The organism is Alkalinema sp. FACHB-956 (genome assembly GCF_014697025.1).
Classification (GTDB): domain Bacteria; phylum Cyanobacteriota; class Cyanobacteriia; order Leptolyngbyales; family Leptolyngbyaceae; genus Alkalinema.
Genome location: NZ_JACJRC010000002.1, coordinates 316,108 through 335,015, shown reverse-complemented (window position 1 = coordinate 335,015; position 18,908 = coordinate 316,108). Strand labels below are relative to the sequence as shown.

9 protein-coding genes are annotated in these 18,908 nt (G+C 50.4%); 4 read left to right on the top strand and 5 right to left on the bottom strand.

What is annotated here, in order from left to right; genetic code table 11:
* Positions 1 to 294: 294 nt before the first annotated feature.
* The 3 genes from H6G21_RS04820 to H6G21_RS04810 all read right to left on the bottom strand — a co-directional run bounded on the left by H6G21_RS04820 (position 295) and on the right by H6G21_RS04810 (position 8,381).
* Positions 295 to 4,458, bottom strand: a complete 4,164-nt coding sequence (locus H6G21_RS04820) for a CHAT domain-containing protein (protein ID WP_190571079.1) — start codon at positions 4,456 to 4,458, stop codon at positions 295 to 297.
* 113 nt (positions 4,459 to 4,571) lie between these two features.
* Complete coding sequence (locus tag H6G21_RS04815; protein WP_190571077.1) at positions 4,572 to 7,865, bottom strand: hypothetical protein; 3,294 nt, start codon at positions 7,863 to 7,865, stop codon at positions 4,572 to 4,574.
* A gap of 147 nt (positions 7,866 to 8,012) precedes the next feature.
* Positions 8,013 to 8,381 carry a hypothetical protein gene (locus H6G21_RS04810; RefSeq protein WP_190571075.1) on the bottom strand — a complete coding sequence of 123 codons (369 nt, stop codon included), beginning with the start codon at positions 8,379 to 8,381 and terminating at the stop codon, positions 8,013 to 8,015.
* 439 nt (positions 8,382 to 8,820) lie between these two features.
* Between H6G21_RS04810 and H6G21_RS04805 the strand changes: the two genes are divergently transcribed.
* From H6G21_RS04805 to H6G21_RS04795, 3 genes are all read left to right on the top strand, one after another.
* Complete coding sequence (locus H6G21_RS04805; RefSeq protein WP_190571073.1) at positions 8,821 to 10,530, top strand: POTRA domain-containing protein; 1,710 nt, start codon at positions 8,821 to 8,823, stop codon at positions 10,528 to 10,530.
* Positions 10,531 to 10,942: 412 nt separating this feature from the next.
* Positions 10,943 to 12,868, top strand: a complete 1,926-nt coding sequence (locus H6G21_RS04800) for an adenylate/guanylate cyclase domain-containing protein (RefSeq protein ID WP_190571070.1) — start codon at positions 10,943 to 10,945, stop codon at positions 12,866 to 12,868.
* Between the two features lie 149 nt (positions 12,869 to 13,017).
* On the top strand, positions 13,018 to 13,722 hold the full coding sequence (locus H6G21_RS04795) for a DUF928 domain-containing protein (protein WP_190571068.1): 705 nt from the start codon (positions 13,018 to 13,020) through the stop codon (positions 13,720 to 13,722).
* Between the two features lie 39 nt (positions 13,723 to 13,761).
* On the opposite strand, the gene H6G21_RS04790 is transcribed toward H6G21_RS04795, so the two are convergent.
* Both H6G21_RS04790 and nadA read right to left on the bottom strand, forming a co-directional pair.
* Positions 13,762 to 14,862 carry a hypothetical protein gene (locus H6G21_RS04790; RefSeq protein ID WP_199307016.1) on the bottom strand — a complete coding sequence of 367 codons (1,101 nt, stop codon included), beginning with the start codon at positions 14,860 to 14,862 and terminating at the stop codon, positions 13,762 to 13,764.
* 178 nt (positions 14,863 to 15,040) lie between these two features.
* Entirely contained in the window at positions 15,041 to 15,997 is a 957-nt protein-coding gene (gene nadA, locus H6G21_RS04785) for a quinolinate synthase NadA (RefSeq protein ID WP_190571066.1), read from the bottom strand.
* A gap of 293 nt (positions 15,998 to 16,290) precedes the next feature.
* Between nadA and H6G21_RS04780 the strand changes: the two genes are divergently transcribed.
* Positions 16,291 to 18,906, top strand: coding sequence for an endonuclease MutS2 (locus tag H6G21_RS04780; RefSeq protein WP_190571064.1), 2,616 nt, complete (start codon positions 16,291 to 16,293; stop codon positions 18,904 to 18,906).
* The last annotated feature ends 2 nt before the right edge of the window (positions 18,907 to 18,908 follow it).

The following is an 18,908-nucleotide window of genomic DNA, read 5'->3' as shown; positions in this document are numbered from 1 at the left end:
GAACCATTGCTCAATAGATTACAGGAATCAGCAGATTACAGGAATCAGCCCACAGGGATCCTTCATGATGCTATAAAGCATCTATATAAAGGGCGTCAATCTGGTATGCGACTGAATGAATTGGATAGAGCACCTGAGATGATATTTGATTTTTTGTCATCAGTATAGCGAGGCGTTGGGGAGACTACGGAGATCGATCTCAAGCCCTAGGCTGATCCATATCACAATTTTTGCAACATTTGCCCAACGAATCCCCCCTAGGGCTCATTCTTGGACTGATTCTTGCCCCCCAACCTACCAAGGATTACCAATCATTGTAAACGCAGCCCAATAGTAGGGATGTTTGAAACTAGAGTCACTCACCGTTTGAGCGTTTGGAATGTCGATGTCTTGTGCAGAAGAGAGGCCAGTAATTTTGCCCTCTTTGAAGCGCAGGGTTCCGCGAGCCATGGCTATCTGGGCTTGCCGCAGAGCTTCCGCTTTCACCGGAGAGGTGCGCATGGATTGGTAGAACTGACTAATAAGTGACATGGTGGCGGTGTCATTGACGTACCATAAACTGGCCACCGCAGTTTTGACCCCAGTTTGTAGCGAAAGTCCCGCTAGCCCTAATTCTGCATCGCGATTGCCCAATGCCGTTCGACAAGCACTCAGAACTAACAATTCCACGGCGGGGTTATTCCAATCCAATTGACGAATTTGTTCGAGCTTCAAGCGATCGTTCCAGAGTTGAATGTAAGCATCTTTAGGAGAGTCAGCGGTAAAGTTGGCGTGGGTTGCCACATGCACAATTTGAAAATCCTGTTTTTGTCGTGCGGTTTTCAGATTATTCAAGGTAGCCTCTTGATTGAGGTAGGTGGTTTGCTTATTCCAGAGTTGGGCAATGGTGGCTAATTCCGTTTTCACCATGGGTAGCGGCGTTTGCCCTTGGGTCACTTCAGAAATTCCGATCGCCAGGACACGGCTCCGGCGCAGGTCGAAGTAGTTAGTTTGGGTTAACCCAACACTAGGCATCAACCCCACACTGTATTGCTCAATTAAAAATTTCTGCCCATCATGGAGTGCGGCATAGGGCAAGGCTCGTAACCCCGCTTCAGGGAGAAAGACGATATTCGTAATCCCCTGTTGTTCCAAATCAGTCTTCAGGGGAGTAATTATCCACTCATATAACTTTTGAGCACTGGCTAAATAGCTGGTACTGTGGGTCTTTAAGGGATTAGTCACTTCCCGGCGAAAGGTTTTGACTAAATCTAATAGACGATCGCGACTAATCACCACCCGTTTCCGAAAGCGTCCCCTCGCTGTAATTAAGGTGAGTTCTAATTCGTTCATTTGCGTCCGCAGATAGACGAGCGCAGGCCGGATTTTCAACTGTTTTTCAATTTGGCGAACTAACTCTGCTCCATCGACAAACTTAGGCAATTCACCCCCAAATACGGCAATAAATTCTTGGCTGAGCTGATTATCGACGCGAGAAGCTTCTTCCAAAGAAACATTGGACAGCGAGGTTCCCATATCTAGGGAAATTTTGGTGGAATTGGTTTCTGGAACAGGTGGTTCCACTGTGGGTATTAGGGGCGCTGAGAGCAGCAGCGAAACCCGAGGGGCGGTTGCGAGTGACGCCTCAGTCCGAGTGCCATCTAAAGCAAGGACTTCAAACCGGGTAGAATCTGCTCCATTGCTGGGTGCAACATAGGTTAGCCGATCGGTTAACCGAATTGGCGTGGTACTAGTAATCAGGCGTCCGGTGGCATCAAACAGTTGTCCAATCCCTTGGCCCCCTGGATTCACGGGACGAAGATAAACTTGCACTTGATCGCGATCGGGATCGACTGGATTCGTAAATCCTAACTCTGCCAAGGTAAAAACAGAACGACTTCCTGGATCGACGGTTTTGTAGAGGAAATCTGCTCCATCTAAATTGGGAAAATAGGGACTCTGATTCTCCGCTGTGAGGGTAAAGTTTTTGAGCGGTTGATATTGAACCGTTTGGTTTTGAATCGCAAATGATCCGCCTTCTATCGCTTGACCTGCAACAACAATTTTGCGGTTGCTACCATTCAAACTGGCATCTCCAACAATGAAGGGCTGGTTCGTAGGCCCCCCCCGTTGAGTAATGGTGAGGGATTCCCCCGCTTTGATACTACTCGGTTCATAGGTCGGCGCGCCTTGACTATTGTTAGCGTTGCTCTCATAGCGTGCACCGACGATGCGAATGGTATCTCCCTGAAGGTCTACATTACCGCCCCCGCTCCCGCCATAGGCTTGGATACTATCTACAATGATATCGCCAGAAGGATTGATTAAACGAATATCGCCTGCCCGTCCTGGCCCTTGGCCATTAGCTTCTAAGTGGCGAGCCATGAGATCGGTACTCGCTTGCAATGTAATATTTCCCGCCCGATCGAATTGGCTCGTTGTGCCGTTAGGTGTGGTCCAAATCAAACCCGCTTGAATTCGATTGGCAGTCATTTGTACAGAGCCCCCAAAGGTAATAACTGGCCCCGTTTGAATCTGTCCAGAGGTCTGATCTAAGCGACTGGTCAACGTCACATCTTGCCCTTGGGTAATGACCCCCGAGACACTTAAGTTGCGGGTTCCAGTTAATCTCACCTTACCAGTCGTTAATACTTTATCGGTCGCAGATGTTAAAATTAGATCGCCATTGATGCGATCGGCATCGATCGTGACATCTTGGCCAGGGGTAATAATGTTCCGAAAACTGACCTGAACCGATTTTTTAGAATTTAAAGCATTGCTAGAAGAATCACTAGAAGAATTGATAATCTCATCACTGGGTAAACCTTGGAGGGTTACCGATCCCTGTCGATTTTGGGCCAGGGATGTATTGATGGTTTGTAGCTGAATTTTGGGTGCTTGAATCAGTAATGATCGACCTTCGCTGGTCAACCCCACATCCGATCGAAACTCTGTCCCTGCCCGAAACGTAATTTGTCCGCCCGATCCCAAAGCAACCGTATTGTCAGAACTATTGGGATTGGTTTGAAACCAAATGCTGCGATCGGCGGTGAGGGTAATATTGCCAGTGATTGTTGAGAGCGCATCGGGGCTAATCGTCCAGGTACTATCCGGAGAATTTGCATCGGGTAAAGTATTGCTCCCCGTTTTACTAATCAGGATATCCGTGGGATCTAACAAAACCTGACCCAAATTCCCTTGAGGTGCGCCAACATCCACAGATCCGGCCATGCGGAGGCGCTGCTTGCCCGACACTTCCACAAATCCGCCATCACCCTGCTGTTGGCCGCCCTGAGCTTGAATGGTTCCCGCAAATTGCGTATCCCGATCGGCCCAGACAATCACCTGTCCGCCCTTGCCCTGCTGCCCTGCATTGGCCGTCATCACACTGTGGCGATCGACCTCGGTGGTGATTGCGTTAATCCGTCGGCCCTGACCTTGTTTTTCTCCACCGATCAAAATCGTCCCGCCCCCGGTTTGCCCATCGGCTTTTACAGTTGCCTGAGCCACCTGAACCCGATCGCCCAGCACTTCCACCCGTCCGCCCTGCCCCGTTGAAGCCGTATCCAAGGTGCCCGATGCCACCACTGTTCCAGAAACCACCGTTCCAGGAACCACTGTTCCAGCAGTTAAATTGGGCGAGATTGTTGTACCAGAGCCTTTGAGATGAATTTTGCCATCGGGGGTTGTTTCGAGTTGCGTGGCGTGGTGAATGTTTTGGGTTTTGGTTAGGAGTTGCCCGATCGTTTCCGGAGTCCACTGGGCGATCGGCTGCTGGGTCGAGAGTTCCAACCCCAGGACGCTGCCCGTTTGACTCAGGCGCACCTGCTGGCCACCGGGAACCGCTGTCAGGGTAATTTGGCCGCCGGGGGCTTGCAGTGTTCCGGTGTTGACGATCGTGCCCGCTGATAGGTTCAGGGCTTGGCCAGACTGTACTGCGAGATGGCCGGTATTGACGATCGCGCCGGGTTGGGAGAGCGCAAAGCTGAAAGACGTGGGAGCACTGGTGAACTGGTCTGGAGACCCGTTGGATTGGATCTCCCAGCGACCTTGCTCAAACCCAATCCCCGTTGCCGTGGTTGCGGAAAACATCGCAGGTAGATTGAGCCGTGCATTGGGGCCGAAGAACATTCCCGCTGGATTCATTAAGTACAAATTGGCTGAACCACCACTCAGCTTAAGTAACCCGTCAATGATGGAAGCTTCACCCCCTCGAATGCGCGCAAATACATTGCGAGTGGCGGCCTCTACCTGGAAATTGGCAGTTTGTGCAGAATTGAGATTGAAGCGATCGAAGCTATGAAATAGGTTATCGCCATTGCGCGATCGAGTGCCTCCCTGAATTTCGATTTGGTTGCCGGTGGTGGTGACTTGGGTGCCCAAGCCATCGGGCGTAACCTGTGCACTGACAGGGATACAGGCCAGTCCGAGGACACTGCCGCCCACTAGAATGTAAATTAAACCAGTCCAGTTTCCCATGGTGCACCCTTCGGAAAATTGCAGTGGGGTCGATCGTTGTCATTGGTCGATCGATGAAGCCTGTTCATTGCTACGATCGACCACTTCTTAACATGCCCCAAACCACGACTCCCCTAAAACCGAAAATCCCCTTGCAATTGGAATTCCCAATCTTCCCGTTGCCGTCCTATCCGCAATTGCCAGGTATTGCCCTTACGGCTACGGCGCTGGATAATCACCCCAACTTGGGAGCCATCCAGACGGCGGTTTAATCCGGTGCGAGTTTGATAATTTTGGTAATAGGCTCCCAATGACCAGCGGGGACTGATCGACTGCATGGCTTCTAAGGTGAAATATCCCCGATCGCTGATTTCTAACGAGGTGTTCAAATCGAATCCTGAAGCAAAGTTAAATTGTCCCGTTAAAAAATTGGTGAGCGTCACTGATTTTTCACCGTTTTCAGCCCGGGAATTGGCCGCTAGGAATAACCCTGCACTGAGGGTGTAATTGACCGATGGCGTTTGGCGCAGATGGACATAACTGAAGTTGGCATAGGCTGGATTATTGCGAGTTTGGGCACTATTCCACGAAAGTTGCAGAGTCACAATGTTATTTGTAACGGCAACAATTTTTTTATCGGCATTCAGTTTGAATTGGGGATTCGACCAGTTCATCACAGCATTGGCATACAATCCAAATCCAGGTTCTGGTGTTCCGATATCATTCCGCAACACATTCGGAGCAACATTTTTACTGAAATTCAGCCAAGCTCCAGCGGCCACTGCATAGTAAAACTTGCCACTGGATTTTTGCCACACCGCTTCTACTGCTGGGAGTTGAAGATAGCCTTCAAAGCTTTGCAACTCAGTCGTGACATAGCCAATTTGCGACAGTTCTAGGCGATCGAAGGCCATGTCAAAGAGTCGAATGCCAATGGGAATGGCAACTAAATTTAAGTCGTCGGATAATTCAAACTGAACCGTTTGTCGATCGTTCGTGAGAATGGTTTTGACAGCGGTTTTGCGGTCTTTATCGATCGAAGTTAGTTTAGTCGGTACAGGGAGACCGATCGTTGCCAACGGCCCAAAGGTTTGATCTGATAATCGCAATTTAGAAATATAAATCTCACCCGATCTCGTGGATTGATCCGCTTGGATAAACCGGACAAAGCGACGGTGAGTGCCCGTACGGACTTGAAATAAATGAGATTTCGTGGGGGTAATCGGGCTGGGGTAGGTAAAGGCTCCAGACACCAAATGTAAGCCAGAACTTAACTGGGCGATATTAAGAGACTGGTTAATCCGGGCATTAATTTGCTTGCGCTGTTCGAGGGTTGTGTTGGTTCTGAGTGTTGCAAAGGGTTCTTCTCGCTTCCGGCGTAGGTTCGCTTCCCAAAGGCTTTTTTCTAACCGATAGGGATGGACAAATGTGAAAATCCCACCCAAGAGATAGCCCAGGCTGGTATTAATACTTTGCGCCTGGTGAAACTCACTGGCATCCTTGGAAAAGGCGATCGCCACTCCTGGATTGATAAATAAATTGTAGTAAGTTGCATGGCCGGGTTGTTTTTCATATTGCAGTAGAGTCCGGTTATGGGGGCGACTCAGCCGAGCTAGATACCAATCTTCAGCGCTTTTGGTGACCGCAGTCTCCAAAATTCTAGGCTTCCGCAGTCCTAGGGACACCCAGTAGAGCGAATTGAGATAAAAGGCTTGCCGCTGTTTTTCATTAATAAATGGATTCGATAAAACATTCAGCAAGTCATAATTATCAAATTGCGCGCGCTGGAGGGTTTTGATTCCCGGCAGCGAGGTCACTTCGGGATTGAAGGCAAATCCTTGCCCAGTAAAGGGATTGCCAAAGCTAATCCCTGCTTGTTCTAACAATGCTGCATCAATGCGGGCTCCTTCAAATACGCCTTCTCCTTCTAAGAGCACCTGTAAGTTAGTACTTGGGAAAGCTTGGAGAATTTTAGGCGTATTCATTGGTAGCAATGAATCAAACAATGCTCCCCCACCCTCTGGATTGTAGGTTGAGGCTTCTCCTGGACGAGGGGGTTGAATCAAGATCGGTGTACTACGGGGAATGGTTTGGCCATTGCTTTGCCCATTACTTTGCCCATTGCTTTGCCCATTGCTTTGCGCTGATAGAAACCCACCGCTATCTAAAACGATCGAAGTGGTATCTGCACTGCCTAAACTATTGACCTCACCCGCGATCGATAAAATGCTGGTATTTTGCGCCCCCCCTTGATCAATCAAATCCAGTAAAGGTTGGGGTAACATCCATGCTGCTTGCATCCCCCACAGTGGCTGAGTCACTTTAAATTTCTGTTCGATCGTGGTGTCGGTAGCCCGTCCTAAATAGTCCAGATCGCCCACCCAGCCCTGGGTTTCCACCACAATTCGGTTCCCTGGCAGAATCCAATACAACTGGCGATCGGGGGCAAAGGAGGTGATAGAAAAATCTTTGACGGTGAGTTGCTGACCCACCAAAGAGGTACTTAAGCTGACTGCATTACTCTTTTTCCGTTGCTCCCACCAATTCAACCGAGGCTGCGATCGTCCATAGGGGTTCACTAAGGCCGGATAGCGCTGGGAGCTATTGGACAACGCATTAAAGACCTGATTTTTCCGTGCTTCTTCTGGAGAAATCAGGGTCTCTGCACCGGGAGCAGTTTTGGGGACAAGCTGTACACGGCCATCTTGGACAGTAGGTTCCAGGGTTGGAACGGTTTCTACAGAATTAATCGGTTGGGCCGCGATCGTTGGCGCGGAGGGACGCGATGGCCCTTCCCCTGAGGCATTTGCTGGCCTAGGAGTCGCTAAAGTTTGAGAAGAAGCAATGGGTGATTGGACTGGAGTACGTGGGGTTGACTGCGGCGGAGACACCGGGGATGCTGGCTGAACTGGCGGGGGTGAGGCCACTGGCGTCTTTAACCAAGCATGCGAAGCTAACCAGGAATTGGGTGCATTCGTAGCCGTATCCACTGAAATGACCTGCCCTACCAAAGGATCCTCAGCGCTGGGGAAGCTGTTGGTCGATAGGCTGTTGGTCGATAGTTCGATCGAATCCGTATTCTCCGATGATTCTGACGCAAACTCCAACAAACCTGCTGCTGATTGTCCTTGCTGACGCCGGACAGTCATTAAAGATGCAGGTTGGCTGTATGCAATAGGATTGGTGTTGGAATTGTTAGCTGTGCTGGAATTGTTAGCTGTGCTGGAATTGTTAGCTGTGCTGGAATTGTTAGCTGTGCTGGAATTGTTTGTCGTGCTGGAATGATCTGCAGACAAGGCTGGCAGTTCTACTGGTGAAGCCTCCAGAACAGAAGAAGATGGGGAGAGAGTCACTTCTCTTGCTACAGCCTGCTGCGCATAGGTTAAACCAACGATCGATGCACTAATCCAAAACCAACAATAACGCATGGGGAAATGCCTTCACCCAACAAAGCGAACTGAAAAAGGGGCCATCCTCTAGAGTGCCCCTTTCTGTTTCAATTCTCATGATTTAGGTGGATGAGAAATTCCCTTGATGGGAAGTCATACCGCCAATGAGTCAGTTTGCAAATCAGTCTATTCCAGCCCGTCAGTACCAGCCGCCGCCTTCACAATTGCGGTGTAGGCATCCAACCCACTCTTAGTTGACACATCCAAACCACCCAACTTCGTCAGCACATTTTCTTTCAATGTCGCACCAGCAGTGGAGTTAGCGACCACAGTAGACATTGTGCTATCCAGAGTCATTCCAGAGGGAGTTCCATCCGCAGCACCCGGAATCGCAGTCACGGTTACTGCACCATTAAAGCCATAGCCGGTGGGAGCTACCTTTTCAGCAGAAAAAGATGTAGTGTAACCTGCTGGTGTTGTGAAGCTAACCGAGCCGCTAACGGATGCATTGTCAGCCAATGCAGAGCCCGCTGCCAAGGTGATTACACCTAGCATACCAACCGAAGCCTGTGCGATAACCAAAGAGGATTTGACAAACCGTTGCATAAACAATGTCCTAGAGATGAATACCTGACAAACTTTTCAACTCTCTCCGGGTGAGAGTCGTGAGCCTATACTGACCGAAGAGTTTCAGGTTGAACGACCGCATCTTTACGGAAATCAATAATGATGCTGATGAGCAATACTGGTTTCCAACAGGATTGAGTTCCCTTGAGTGTTGAGTTTTCTCAGCCTCATTGATCTGTCTAGCGCCAATTGAGGGCAGTCTGGGATTAGGACTCTAGGAATGCGCAGGTTTCTATCGATTTCTGCACAGGTATCTAGACAGTTCTAACAATCAGTTCTAACAATCACCAATTACCACAGTGACCAGTCCTAACAGTGACCAATCATCTAGGTGAATACCATGGATGGGCCAATCTTGATCTTTCGTATGCAACGCACATTGGGAGGATTTGGACTGTTTCTTACGATCGGGGGACTCGCTCACCCCTGTCTAGCTACCGTCGATCGCACCAGTGTCGATCGAACGACCATCGATCGAATGACCATCGATGCTCAGTCCCCAGTCGCCTTGCCTCCCATTGCATCGATCACCGCACCTCTTAGCTTACCTTTACGGAACCAATCACCTCTTTTAGCCTCTTCTCAGTTACATCCCTCTGCGTCAGATGTATCTTCTGGCCCTAGCGAAGGTTCACCCACCGTTTATGTACAGCAGTTTGAGGTCAAGGGCAGTACCGTTTTTCGACCTTGGGAACTGGCCAATGTCACCCAGCCCTATGAAGATCAAACCCTAAAGCTAGAGGATCTGCAAAAAGCAGCAGATGCCGTCACCCGATACTATCTAGATCATGGATACCTCACGTCACGGGCTGTTCTCGCAGATCAAACGATCGAAAATGGCAAGGTCGCTATTCAGGTAATTGAGGGGCGGTTAGAAAAAATTGAAATTACAGGCAGCCAAAGGATTAATCCCCAATACCTGCGCAAACGGATTGAACGGGCGGGATTATTGCCCCTCAATCAAGAGGCACTCGAAAATCACTTGCGTCTGCTGCGTGCCGACCCCTTAGTGGAAAATATTGAGGCTTCTCTGAAGGAAGGCAGTAGTGTTGGGAATAGCATTCTCAGTATTCGCATCAAAGAAGCACCTTCCACCTTTGGGCAATTTACGGTGAGTAATCACAATGCCCCTGCGGTCGGTCGCACGAGTTTAGGGTTTGTGGCTGGCAGCCGCAACCTGTCTGGTATTGGCGATTTAGTCATTGCCAGTTTCGATCGTTCCACCACGGGCGGATCTGCCCTAGCAAACTTAATTTATCAATATCCCCTCAATAGCAAACAAGGAACGCTGCTAGTTCGGTTTTCTCCTAACCAATTCCGGCTCACCGATCCAGAATTTAAGGAATTGGACATTACTGGGAGTTCCCATCTCGCAGAAATCACCCTCCGCCAACCGATCGTGCGCATCCCCTCGGAAGAGGTTGCCCTTTCCCTAGGCGTGATTCACCGCCGAGGAAAAACGTTAGTGGCTGATATCTTGTCCAGCGAAAGTCAGACCAAGATGCTACGGTTTGGACAGGAAGTTGTAAAGCGGGACTTTCAGGGCTTTTGGCGACTCAATTCCCAGTTTAATTTGGGCAATACGCAAACGGAATCCGCCTCGGAAGCCACCAGTTTTCTTACTTGGTCAGGGCAGTTTCAGCGGCAACTGGTGTTAGGTAAAAATCATGCTTTATTGGCTGAACTAAGCTGGCAACTTGCTTCGACCGAACTGCATCCGTCCCAACGGTTTAGTGCAGGGGGAGCTACCACACTCCGAGGCTATCCTGTGAACTTTTTTAATACAGATAATGGTGTGACATTTTCACTTTCGGAGCAGTGGGTGTTCAAACGAAATGCCAAAGGTCGATCGGTCTTGACTGCATCACCGTTTCTTGACCTAGGAGTTACCTGGAATCATTCGGGAGTCATGTCGCAGGATGCAAAAGGATTAATCAGCAGTGCTGGGATTGGCTTACTCTGGCAACCCACTGAAAAGATATCCTTTCAAGTGGATGTCGCGTTGCCTTTGAGATCGATCGGGTCAGTACGATCGTTCTCACCTGCCTTTTATTTTAATTCTAGTTATGAATTTTAGTGATGAATTCTAGTTGCAAGTTTTAATCTGAAATTCTAGTTCGATTCGCTCACAAATATATTCTTAGCGTTCAAGCTTATCGTGTTTTGATTCAAGTCAACCAGCCTACAATCAAGCGGCATGGAACTTAGTCTAGGGCGTTGAATGAGTTCACTGAGTCAAACCAGTGCTGCCAGTTCAACAGATTGTGCACTTTTTTGAGAGATACAGGAAGAGTATCCATCAGGCCAGGGGTTCCTCCAGAATTTCCAGAGTCAGGTACAGTGGCAATTTCAACCGCTATCTCTCTCCACTGGCCCTCTCCACTGGGCTTCCCACTAGATCAATTTCACGCTAGATCAATTTCACGACGCTTAATACAGATTTTTGTGGCTGCAATTGCTCTTTCATTGAGAGTTCTACCTGGATTGCTATGATGCGACATTCCCTATCCCGACTCCTAGATAAACCGCTCTTAAAAGCTAGCTTGCTGAGCTTGAGCATTATTGCCAGCATTCTGGTAATGGAACAAAAGGGCATTTTAGAGCCCTTGGAGCTCCGAGCCTATGACCTGATGGTACGCCTACGCCCCGGGCAAGAACCCGACGATCGTCTTTTGATTGTGGGCGTCACCGAGACCGATCTTCGCCGCCTCAATGTCGCCACCCCTAGCGATCGCACCTTAGCAGAGACCCTCGCCATTCTGCAAGCGGCAAAACCGCGGGCGATCGGCCTTGATTTCTATCGCGACTTACCCCAAGGGCTAGGGCAGTCCGCTCTGCTTCAGCAACTTCAAGCCAAAAATGTGGTGGCCATCCATCGCATTTCCAATCTTGCCGATGAACAAATTCCGCCCCCACCCGGAATGCCACCGGAACAAATTGGTTTTAATGACATTTCCATCGATCGCGATGGTGTTGTGCGGCGGACGTTAATTTTTGCCCAGGAAGAAACGTCCTTTGCAATGCAGTTAGCCTTTACCTATTTAGAAAAAGATGGGGTGATGGCAGAGGAAAGTCCCGAAGAAGCGGGGATTTTGAAATTAGGAAAGAGTACCTTTTGGCCGATCGGAAGCACCGCCGGAGCCTACCGCACGGCTGATACAAGGGGTCACCAAATTCTCTTGAATTACCGTAATTTAGTGGTTGGTCGTCGCGTCACCTTATCGCAATTGCTCGATCGGCAGGTCCCCGCGGACTGGATTCGGGACAAAATTGTGCTGATTGGCAATGTTGCGATCAGTAGTAAGGACTTTTTCTACACCCCCTACAGCCCCAGCCAAAAAAATGAGCACCAAATGAGTGGTGTAGAAGTTCACGGGCAAACCATCAGCCAAATTCTGGATGCTGCCAGTGGTAAACGGCCTTTAATTCGATCGTTCTCCAATGGCACGGAACGGCTATGGATCGCCATTTGGGGGCTTGTGAGTGCCATTGTGGCTTGGCGAATGCGCAGGATTTTTCCCTGGGCGATCGTCCAAGTCGGTATCCTCGCGACCTCTTCCAGTTTGGGCTTCATTGCCTTGACGCAAGGACTTTGGGTTCCGGTGGTCGCTCCGATCGTCAGCGCGATCGCGGGGGGGGGCTGCGTGATTGCCTATCGTGCCCAGATGCTACAACGCCAAAATCGCATGGCCATGACGTTGCTCGGTCAAAATACGTCGCCCAAGGTGGCCCAAACCCTGTGGGAAAATCGCCATGATTTGATCCAATCCGGCCATTTAACCGGGCAACAGGTGGTAGCAACCATGTTATTTTCCGATCTGCGGGGCTTTAGCGGCATTTCCGAAAATCTGACACCCCCTGACCTCATGCGCTGGTTGAATGAATATCTCAGCACCATGACTGCCGCCATTCATCACCATCAAGGGGTTGTGAACAAATTCATGGGGGATGGCATTTTTGCAGTATTTGGTGTGCCGATCGCCCGCACGACCCCCGAAGAAATTGCGGCGGATGCTCAAGATGCAGTGAACTGCGCGATCGAAATGGCCCAACGGCTAGAAACGCTCAATCAAGAATGGGGAGAGCGGGGATTTGGCCCCATTCAAATGCGGGTGGGAATTTGTACAGGAACCGTCGTCGTTGGTACCTTGGGCAATCGGGATCACCTAGAGTATGGCGTGATTGGAGATGCGGTGAACACGGCATCACGCTTGGAAAGTTGTGAAAAACAACGGCAACCTGATCCCTGCCGTATTCTCATTAGTGAATCCACCCAACAATATCTAGCTGAAAAATTTGCCTTGGAAGCGTGGGGCATGATTGGATTAGCTGGCAAACAGCAACAGGTCAATGTCTATCGAGTAGTTGCGAATCAAGATGTTCCCGTGAATCCAGTAGCAATCTCGATTCCGTAGCCCTACTCAGTGCCACTAGTTGTTCTAACTATTTTTCCGGACATTCCCGGATTGAGAGAGTCTCGCAATCCCAAACAATCAAGGTACTGGTTCATGTACTGGTTAATTTCCTAGCGCGTTGCTATTGTTCCTAACTGTGGGTTACTTCTATGGGTTTTATTCGTTCAGGTTTGCTCTGCCTTGTGGCTGCCACGTTGGTGACTGTCAGTTTGGCTGATGTTGCATCGGCACAACGCTTCACCCCGAAAAATCGTGGGTTACCGGGTCGTCGGGAGGGCGGTGGTACCCGTGGAGCTTGCCCAACTTTACAGGCTGATCAACGCAAACTCCAAGACTCTGTGGTAGCGATCGTGCCCCAAGATAATGTCATCACCACCACGTCTGACCATCCCACGTTGATGTGGCATGTCCCCCAAACCAGTGCCACCTCTGCCTCGTTTGTCTTGCTGAATGAGCAAGGTGATGAACTGTATTCCCAGGATTTTGCCTTGAGCGGGAAGGCGGGTATCGTGCGCTTGAGCATCCCCAAAACAGCCCAGTCCTTGCGTGTTGGGCAAACCTATCAGTGGAAATTTGCCCTCGTCTGTGATGCGGACGATCGATCGGGGGATTTGGTAACGGAAGGTTGGATTGAGCGGGTGAACTTGCCGGAGGATGTACAGCGCAAATTACAAATCCTGCCAGTGAAGGAACATTCCAACCTCTATGCAGAATCGGGGGTTTGGCAGGAAGCGGTCAATATCCTTGCGGATCTGCGGGAACAAAATCCAAACCCTGCGGTGCAAAACGACTGGAAAAGCTTACTGCAATCCGTTGACCTAGGCGATCTGGCGCAGGAACCTGTGATGAAGTAAGTCGAAAGTTCCCAGCCAGTGGGGGGCGAATTTTACGGCTTAGGATTCAACTTCCCAAGTTCCTAGCTCGGGCGGAACATCGGACAGCGGGCTACCACCCAATGTTTCTTCTGCGATCGTGAGCCGAATCGTCCGGGAAAATCCTTGCCCTTGGGGATCGCCCAAAGTGACTTCCACCACATCACTGGCGAGGATATCCAACCGGCTCAACAGCCCCCGCAGATGGGGAGTACTGGCTCCCGTATCCACATACAGTCGTTCAGACAATTGATTGATCCGTCGCCAAGTTGTATACAGCTTGGCGATCGTGCTTTCTAGGGCTGCGGCTTGGTTGACTAATTCCGCCGTTGAATTGAGCACGCCCACCCGCAAGGCTTCTTCTAGGGCTAACTCTAGATCAACATTCGATTCGCTCAGCGCCTGCACCTGGTTGGCCGATTCTAAGTACCGGGCCAGATAGCGCGCCTCAGCGGTCACCTGTTTCAACGTATCCACATTGGGACTGTCGGCAACCGCATCCCGGATCGTCACTTGGTGCACTTCTGGCAACTTTTCCATTTGCTTAACCAGCGGAGCCAAATATTTGGGCGGAATGGTTTGATCCGCAGCTTTGGCCCGCACTTCCTCCGGCAGCAAGTCAGAGGTCATGGCCGTCCACTCATCTGAAAGTTGTCGGACTTCCCGCCGAGTAATTTTGTTGCCCTGTTTGGCGGAATCAGCAATCATTTGCTGCACTTCTGGAGCGGATTGGGCCGTGGCAACAAACGCCCGTTTGGTGAATTGATTAATATCCTCAGTTTCGAGGTAGCCCTGCTCTAAGAGATGGTCGGCACTATTGGCCAGATCGATTAGGTTATAGGCATGGCTGCGGCTAATTTCCCGATCCTTGAGCCAGTTGAGAAAGCCTGCACTCCGTCCTTCGCCCAAATGCTTTTCCCGATCGCGGATCGTGCGTAAAATGCGTCCACGCCAAATATCGGTTTGCAGATCAAATCGATCGCACACCTGCCAAGCTAGCTCGATTTTTTGCTGAAACTCGACCTCAGAGATTGCTTCATCATCAGGGTCGGGAAGTTGGAAGGTAAATCCATCCTTCACAACTTCCATCAGTTCGGCGGAGATATCGAACAACTGTGACATCGGGATGATCGGGTAAGAAGCCAACGCAATATTATTGCATGATTTTTGCATGACCTTAGTCGCATCGGAGGATTCCTCCTAGCGCTGTCGAGCAGACCCTCAAACCCGTTGTCTGCTAGCGCCCGATCGCGCCTCAATCACGCATCGATCGCAACGAGATCGCGACTGTAGATGCCCTTCAACTCATCTCCAACATCCGTTGCATCGGACGCAGCGCTGCAACTCTAGTTGCCTCCGGGAGGGTAATTTCCGGTGCTCGATTTTTCATAGCTAAATACAATTTTTCCAATGTATTTAACCGCATGTGGGGGCATTCGTTACAAGCACAGTTTTGAGTGGGGGGCGCGGGAATAAATTCCTTATCGGGAGCAGCTTTTTGCATTTGGTGAATAATTCCCGGTTCCGTCACCACAATGAAGGAGGAACTGCGGCTCTGTTGGCAATATTTCAGCAATCCAGTGGTGGAGGCGATGTAATTGGCATGTTTCAGCAGGGGAATTTCGCATTCCGGGTGGGCAATGACTTCTGCCTGGGGATGGGCCATTTTGAGGGCAATCAGTTTTTTCTCAGAAAATGTTTCATGCACCATGCAACTGCCCTGCCACAGCACCATCTCGCGCCCAGTTTGTTCCATGACGTAGCGTCCCAAGTTACGATCGGGGGCGAAGATGATCGGTTGATCCAGGGGAATTTGGTTGACGATTTTGACGGCGTTGGCACTGGTGCAGATGATGTCACTCATCGCTTTGATTTCCGCTGTGCAGTTGATGTAGGAGATCACAATGTGATCCGGGTGCTGCCGTTTGAAGTCAGCGAAGGCATCTGGGGGACAACTATCAGCTAGGGAGCAGCCAGCGGCCAAATCGGGGAGGAGCACTAATTTTTCGGGGTTGAGAATTTTGGCAGTTTCCGCCATAAAGTGAACCCCCGCAAAGACGATGACATCCGCCTGGGTTTGGGCTGCCTGTTGGGATAGGCCGAGGGAATCGCCCAGATAGTCTGCGATGTCTTGGATCTCAGAATCTTGGTAATAGTGAGCCAAAATCACGGCATTTAGCTCTTTTTTGAGATCTTGAATGGCCGCAAAAAGATCGCGAGGTAGGGGATTTTGGGTCGGTGCAACGGTGGTAAACACGATCGAAGGATCCTTGGGTGAGATGGATGAGAGTAGATATTTATAGTTTAAATTACCAAAATTAAAAGTCAATATTTTATCAGGAATTACCAAGAAGGTGGCTTTTTGGATCCATTGAATGGGCTGGCGAAATCCAGAAATCCTAGGATAGGGCTTTTGGCATCCCGTTGGACAGCAAATCCCAGCAAACCCCAGAGCTGCACGATCGCATTGACGATCCGATTAGTTAACCCCTTGCCCAGGATGTCGCTCCGAACACCATCCTTTAGAATAGAGAGAGTCCTGTTTTCCCGATGAACGCTTTGATTCCCCCTGCTAGCCCACAAAATTTGACTCAAGCAACTTTGACCCAAGCAACTTTGACCCAAGCAACTTTGACCCAGCCCGATCGCATCCAACAAGAAACCTTAGACCTCTTAGAGTGGTCGCGGCTCTGTCAGCATTTGGCGACCTTTGCAGCGACAAAGTTAGGGGCGATCGCAGCGCGGAATTTACAAATTCCCACCACTCAAGCCGAAACCTTGCAATTATTGGCCCAAACCCGTGAAGTCTATACGCTGGAAAATCAATTGGCAAGCGGGTTGCAGTTTACGGGCATTCAGGATATTGGGGATGCCTTAGAACGATCGGCGTTGCAAGGCATTCTTTCTGGAGAGGAGTTGCTGGAGATTGCGACGACCTTGGCGGGGGCACGCAATCTGCGACGGACGATCGAGAATCAGGACAATTTGCCAACGCTGACGGAATTGGTAGCGGAACTGCGCACCTATCCTGAAATCGAACAGGAAATTTATCGCTGCATTGACGATCGGGGCAAGGTAACGGAACGGGCCAGTCCAAAGTTAGCGGACATTCGGGAAAAAATTCGCAGCACCCGCGATCGAATTTATAGCGTCTTGCAAAAAATGCTGAGTCGCCACGGTAACGCGATTCAGGAACCCGTCATTACTCAACGGGATGGCCGTTTTGTGATTCCGGTGAAGGCTCCACAAAAGGATGCCATTCCAGGAATTGTCCATGACGCATCCATGAGTGGGGCAACGTTGTATGTGGAGCCGCAATCGACGGTGCAGATGAATAATGCGTTGCGGCAATTTCTGCGGCAGGAACAGGCGGAAGAAGAGGCCATTCGACGCAAGCTAACGGAACAGGTGGCTGCGGTTCAAGAGGATTTAGAAGCGTTAGTGGCAATTTGTACGCGGTTGGATTTGGCGACGGCAAGGGCGCGCTATAGCTTTTGGTTAGAAGCGAATCCGCCGCGATTTATTGATTGGGGGGAAGCGGGAAAAACAGAGCCGATCGTGCTACGGAATTTGCGCCATCCGCTGTTAATTTGGCAGCAACAGCATGAACAAGGGCGTGATGTCGTGCCGATCCATTTAACGATCGATCCGCAGATTCGGGTCGTGGCGATTACGGGGCCAAACACCGGGGGGAAGACGGTGACGTTGAAAACCCTGGCACTGGCGGTGTTAATGGCGAAGGTGGGCTTATTTGTTCCCGCGCGGGAACCCGTGGAACTGCCTTGGTTTAGCCAAATTCTGGCGGATATTGGGGATGAGCAGTCGTTGCAGCAGAGTCTATCGACGTTTTCTGGTCACATTCGCCGCATTGGTCGGATTTTGAATGCGTTATCTCCAGGGGAAGCATTACCGATCGAACTAACTGAAACGTTGCTTAATGAGGAGAATGCAGATTCTCTAGCAGAGTCCCCAGCGTTAATTGACACATTATCTTCTGAGTCATCTGCTACGGTTTCTAAGGCGTTGTCGAATTCTCTAGTACTGTTGGATGAAGTTGGCGCGGGGACAGACCCATCGGAGGGGAGTGCCTTGGCGATCGCGTTGTTGAAGCATTTGGCCGATCACACAAAATTGACGATCGCGACGACACACTTTGGCGAGTTAAAGGCGTTGAAATACCAGGACGATCGCTTTGAAAATGCTTCGGTGGAATTTGATGATGTCTCACTTTCGCCCACCTATCGGCTACTGTGGGGCATTCCGGGCCGATCGAACGCCTTGACGATCGCGCGACGGCTGGGTCTCCAAGATTCTGTGGTGGATGCGGCCCAAACCTATGTGGGAGGGCTGTCCCAGGATATTAACGACGTGATTGCGGGATTGGAAGCACAACGGCGGGAACAGGAAGCCAAGGCCAAGGAAGCCGATCGCTTGATTAAGCAGGCGGAGTTTTTCTATGAGCAGGTGACCGCAAAGGCGCAAAAGCTGAAGGAACGGGAGCGAGAACTGAAGCAGGCCCAGGAAGATGCGGTGCAAAAAATGCTGTTGGATGCGAAGTCGCAGATTGCCCAGGTGATTAAGCAATTGCAAAAAGGGACACCCACTGCCCAGGATGCCCAAGCGGCGACGGAACAGTTGCAAAAGGTGGCCAATCGCCATTTACCCTCCGCACAACCGAAGCAAAAACCGGGATTTCAGCCAAAGGTGGGCGATCGGGTTAGAATTCCGCGTTTAGGGCAGACGGCGGAAGTACTGGCGGTGGATGTGGAGGATTTGATAGTTCGGTTCGGCATCATGAAGATGACCATCTCGATCTATGAAATTGAATCGCTGCAAGGCCAAAAGGTACAACGGGAGGAGAAACCGAAGGAGCAAACTAAGGACAATCGCAAGGCCGAACCGACCCCTCCACCGTTAGCCCCTGCGATCCGGACGGAGAGTAATACGTTTGATATTCGGGGCAGTCGGGTTGCTGATGCGGAAATTACGATCGATCGGGCAATTTCAGCAGCCCAAGGCCCAATCTGGATTATCCATGGCCATGGAACAGGAAAATTACGCCAAGGGGTGCATGAGTTTTTGAAGCAGCATCCTCGGGTGGCCAAGTTTGAAGCAGCCGAGAAGCATGATGGGGGATCGGGGGTGACGGTCGCTTACCCCCGATGATG

Excerpts from the sequence above, each read along its gene's own strand:
- H6G21_RS04780 (WP_190571064.1), top strand. The coding sequence starts at position 16,291 with ATGAACGCTTTGATTCCCCCTGCTAGCCCACAAAATTTGACTCAAGCA.
- H6G21_RS04810 (WP_190571075.1), bottom strand. The coding sequence starts at position 8,381 with ATGCTAGGTGTAATCACCTTGGCAGCGGGCTCTGCATTGGCTGACAAT.
- H6G21_RS04790 (WP_199307016.1), bottom strand. The coding sequence starts at position 14,862 with ATGTCACAGTTGTTCGATATCTCCGCCGAACTGATGGAAGTTGTGAAG.
- H6G21_RS04805 (WP_190571073.1), top strand. The coding sequence starts at position 8,821 with ATGCAACGCACATTGGGAGGATTTGGACTGTTTCTTACGATCGGGGGA.
- H6G21_RS04820 (WP_190571079.1), bottom strand. The coding sequence starts at position 4,458 with ATGGGAAACTGGACTGGTTTAATTTACATTCTAGTGGGCGGCAGTGTC.
- H6G21_RS04815 (WP_190571077.1), bottom strand. The coding sequence starts at position 7,865 with ATGCGTTATTGTTGGTTTTGGATTAGTGCATCGATCGTTGGTTTAACC.
- H6G21_RS04800 (WP_190571070.1), top strand. The coding sequence starts at position 10,943 with ATGATGCGACATTCCCTATCCCGACTCCTAGATAAACCGCTCTTAAAA.
- H6G21_RS04795 (WP_190571068.1), top strand. The coding sequence starts at position 13,018 with ATGGGTTTTATTCGTTCAGGTTTGCTCTGCCTTGTGGCTGCCACGTTG.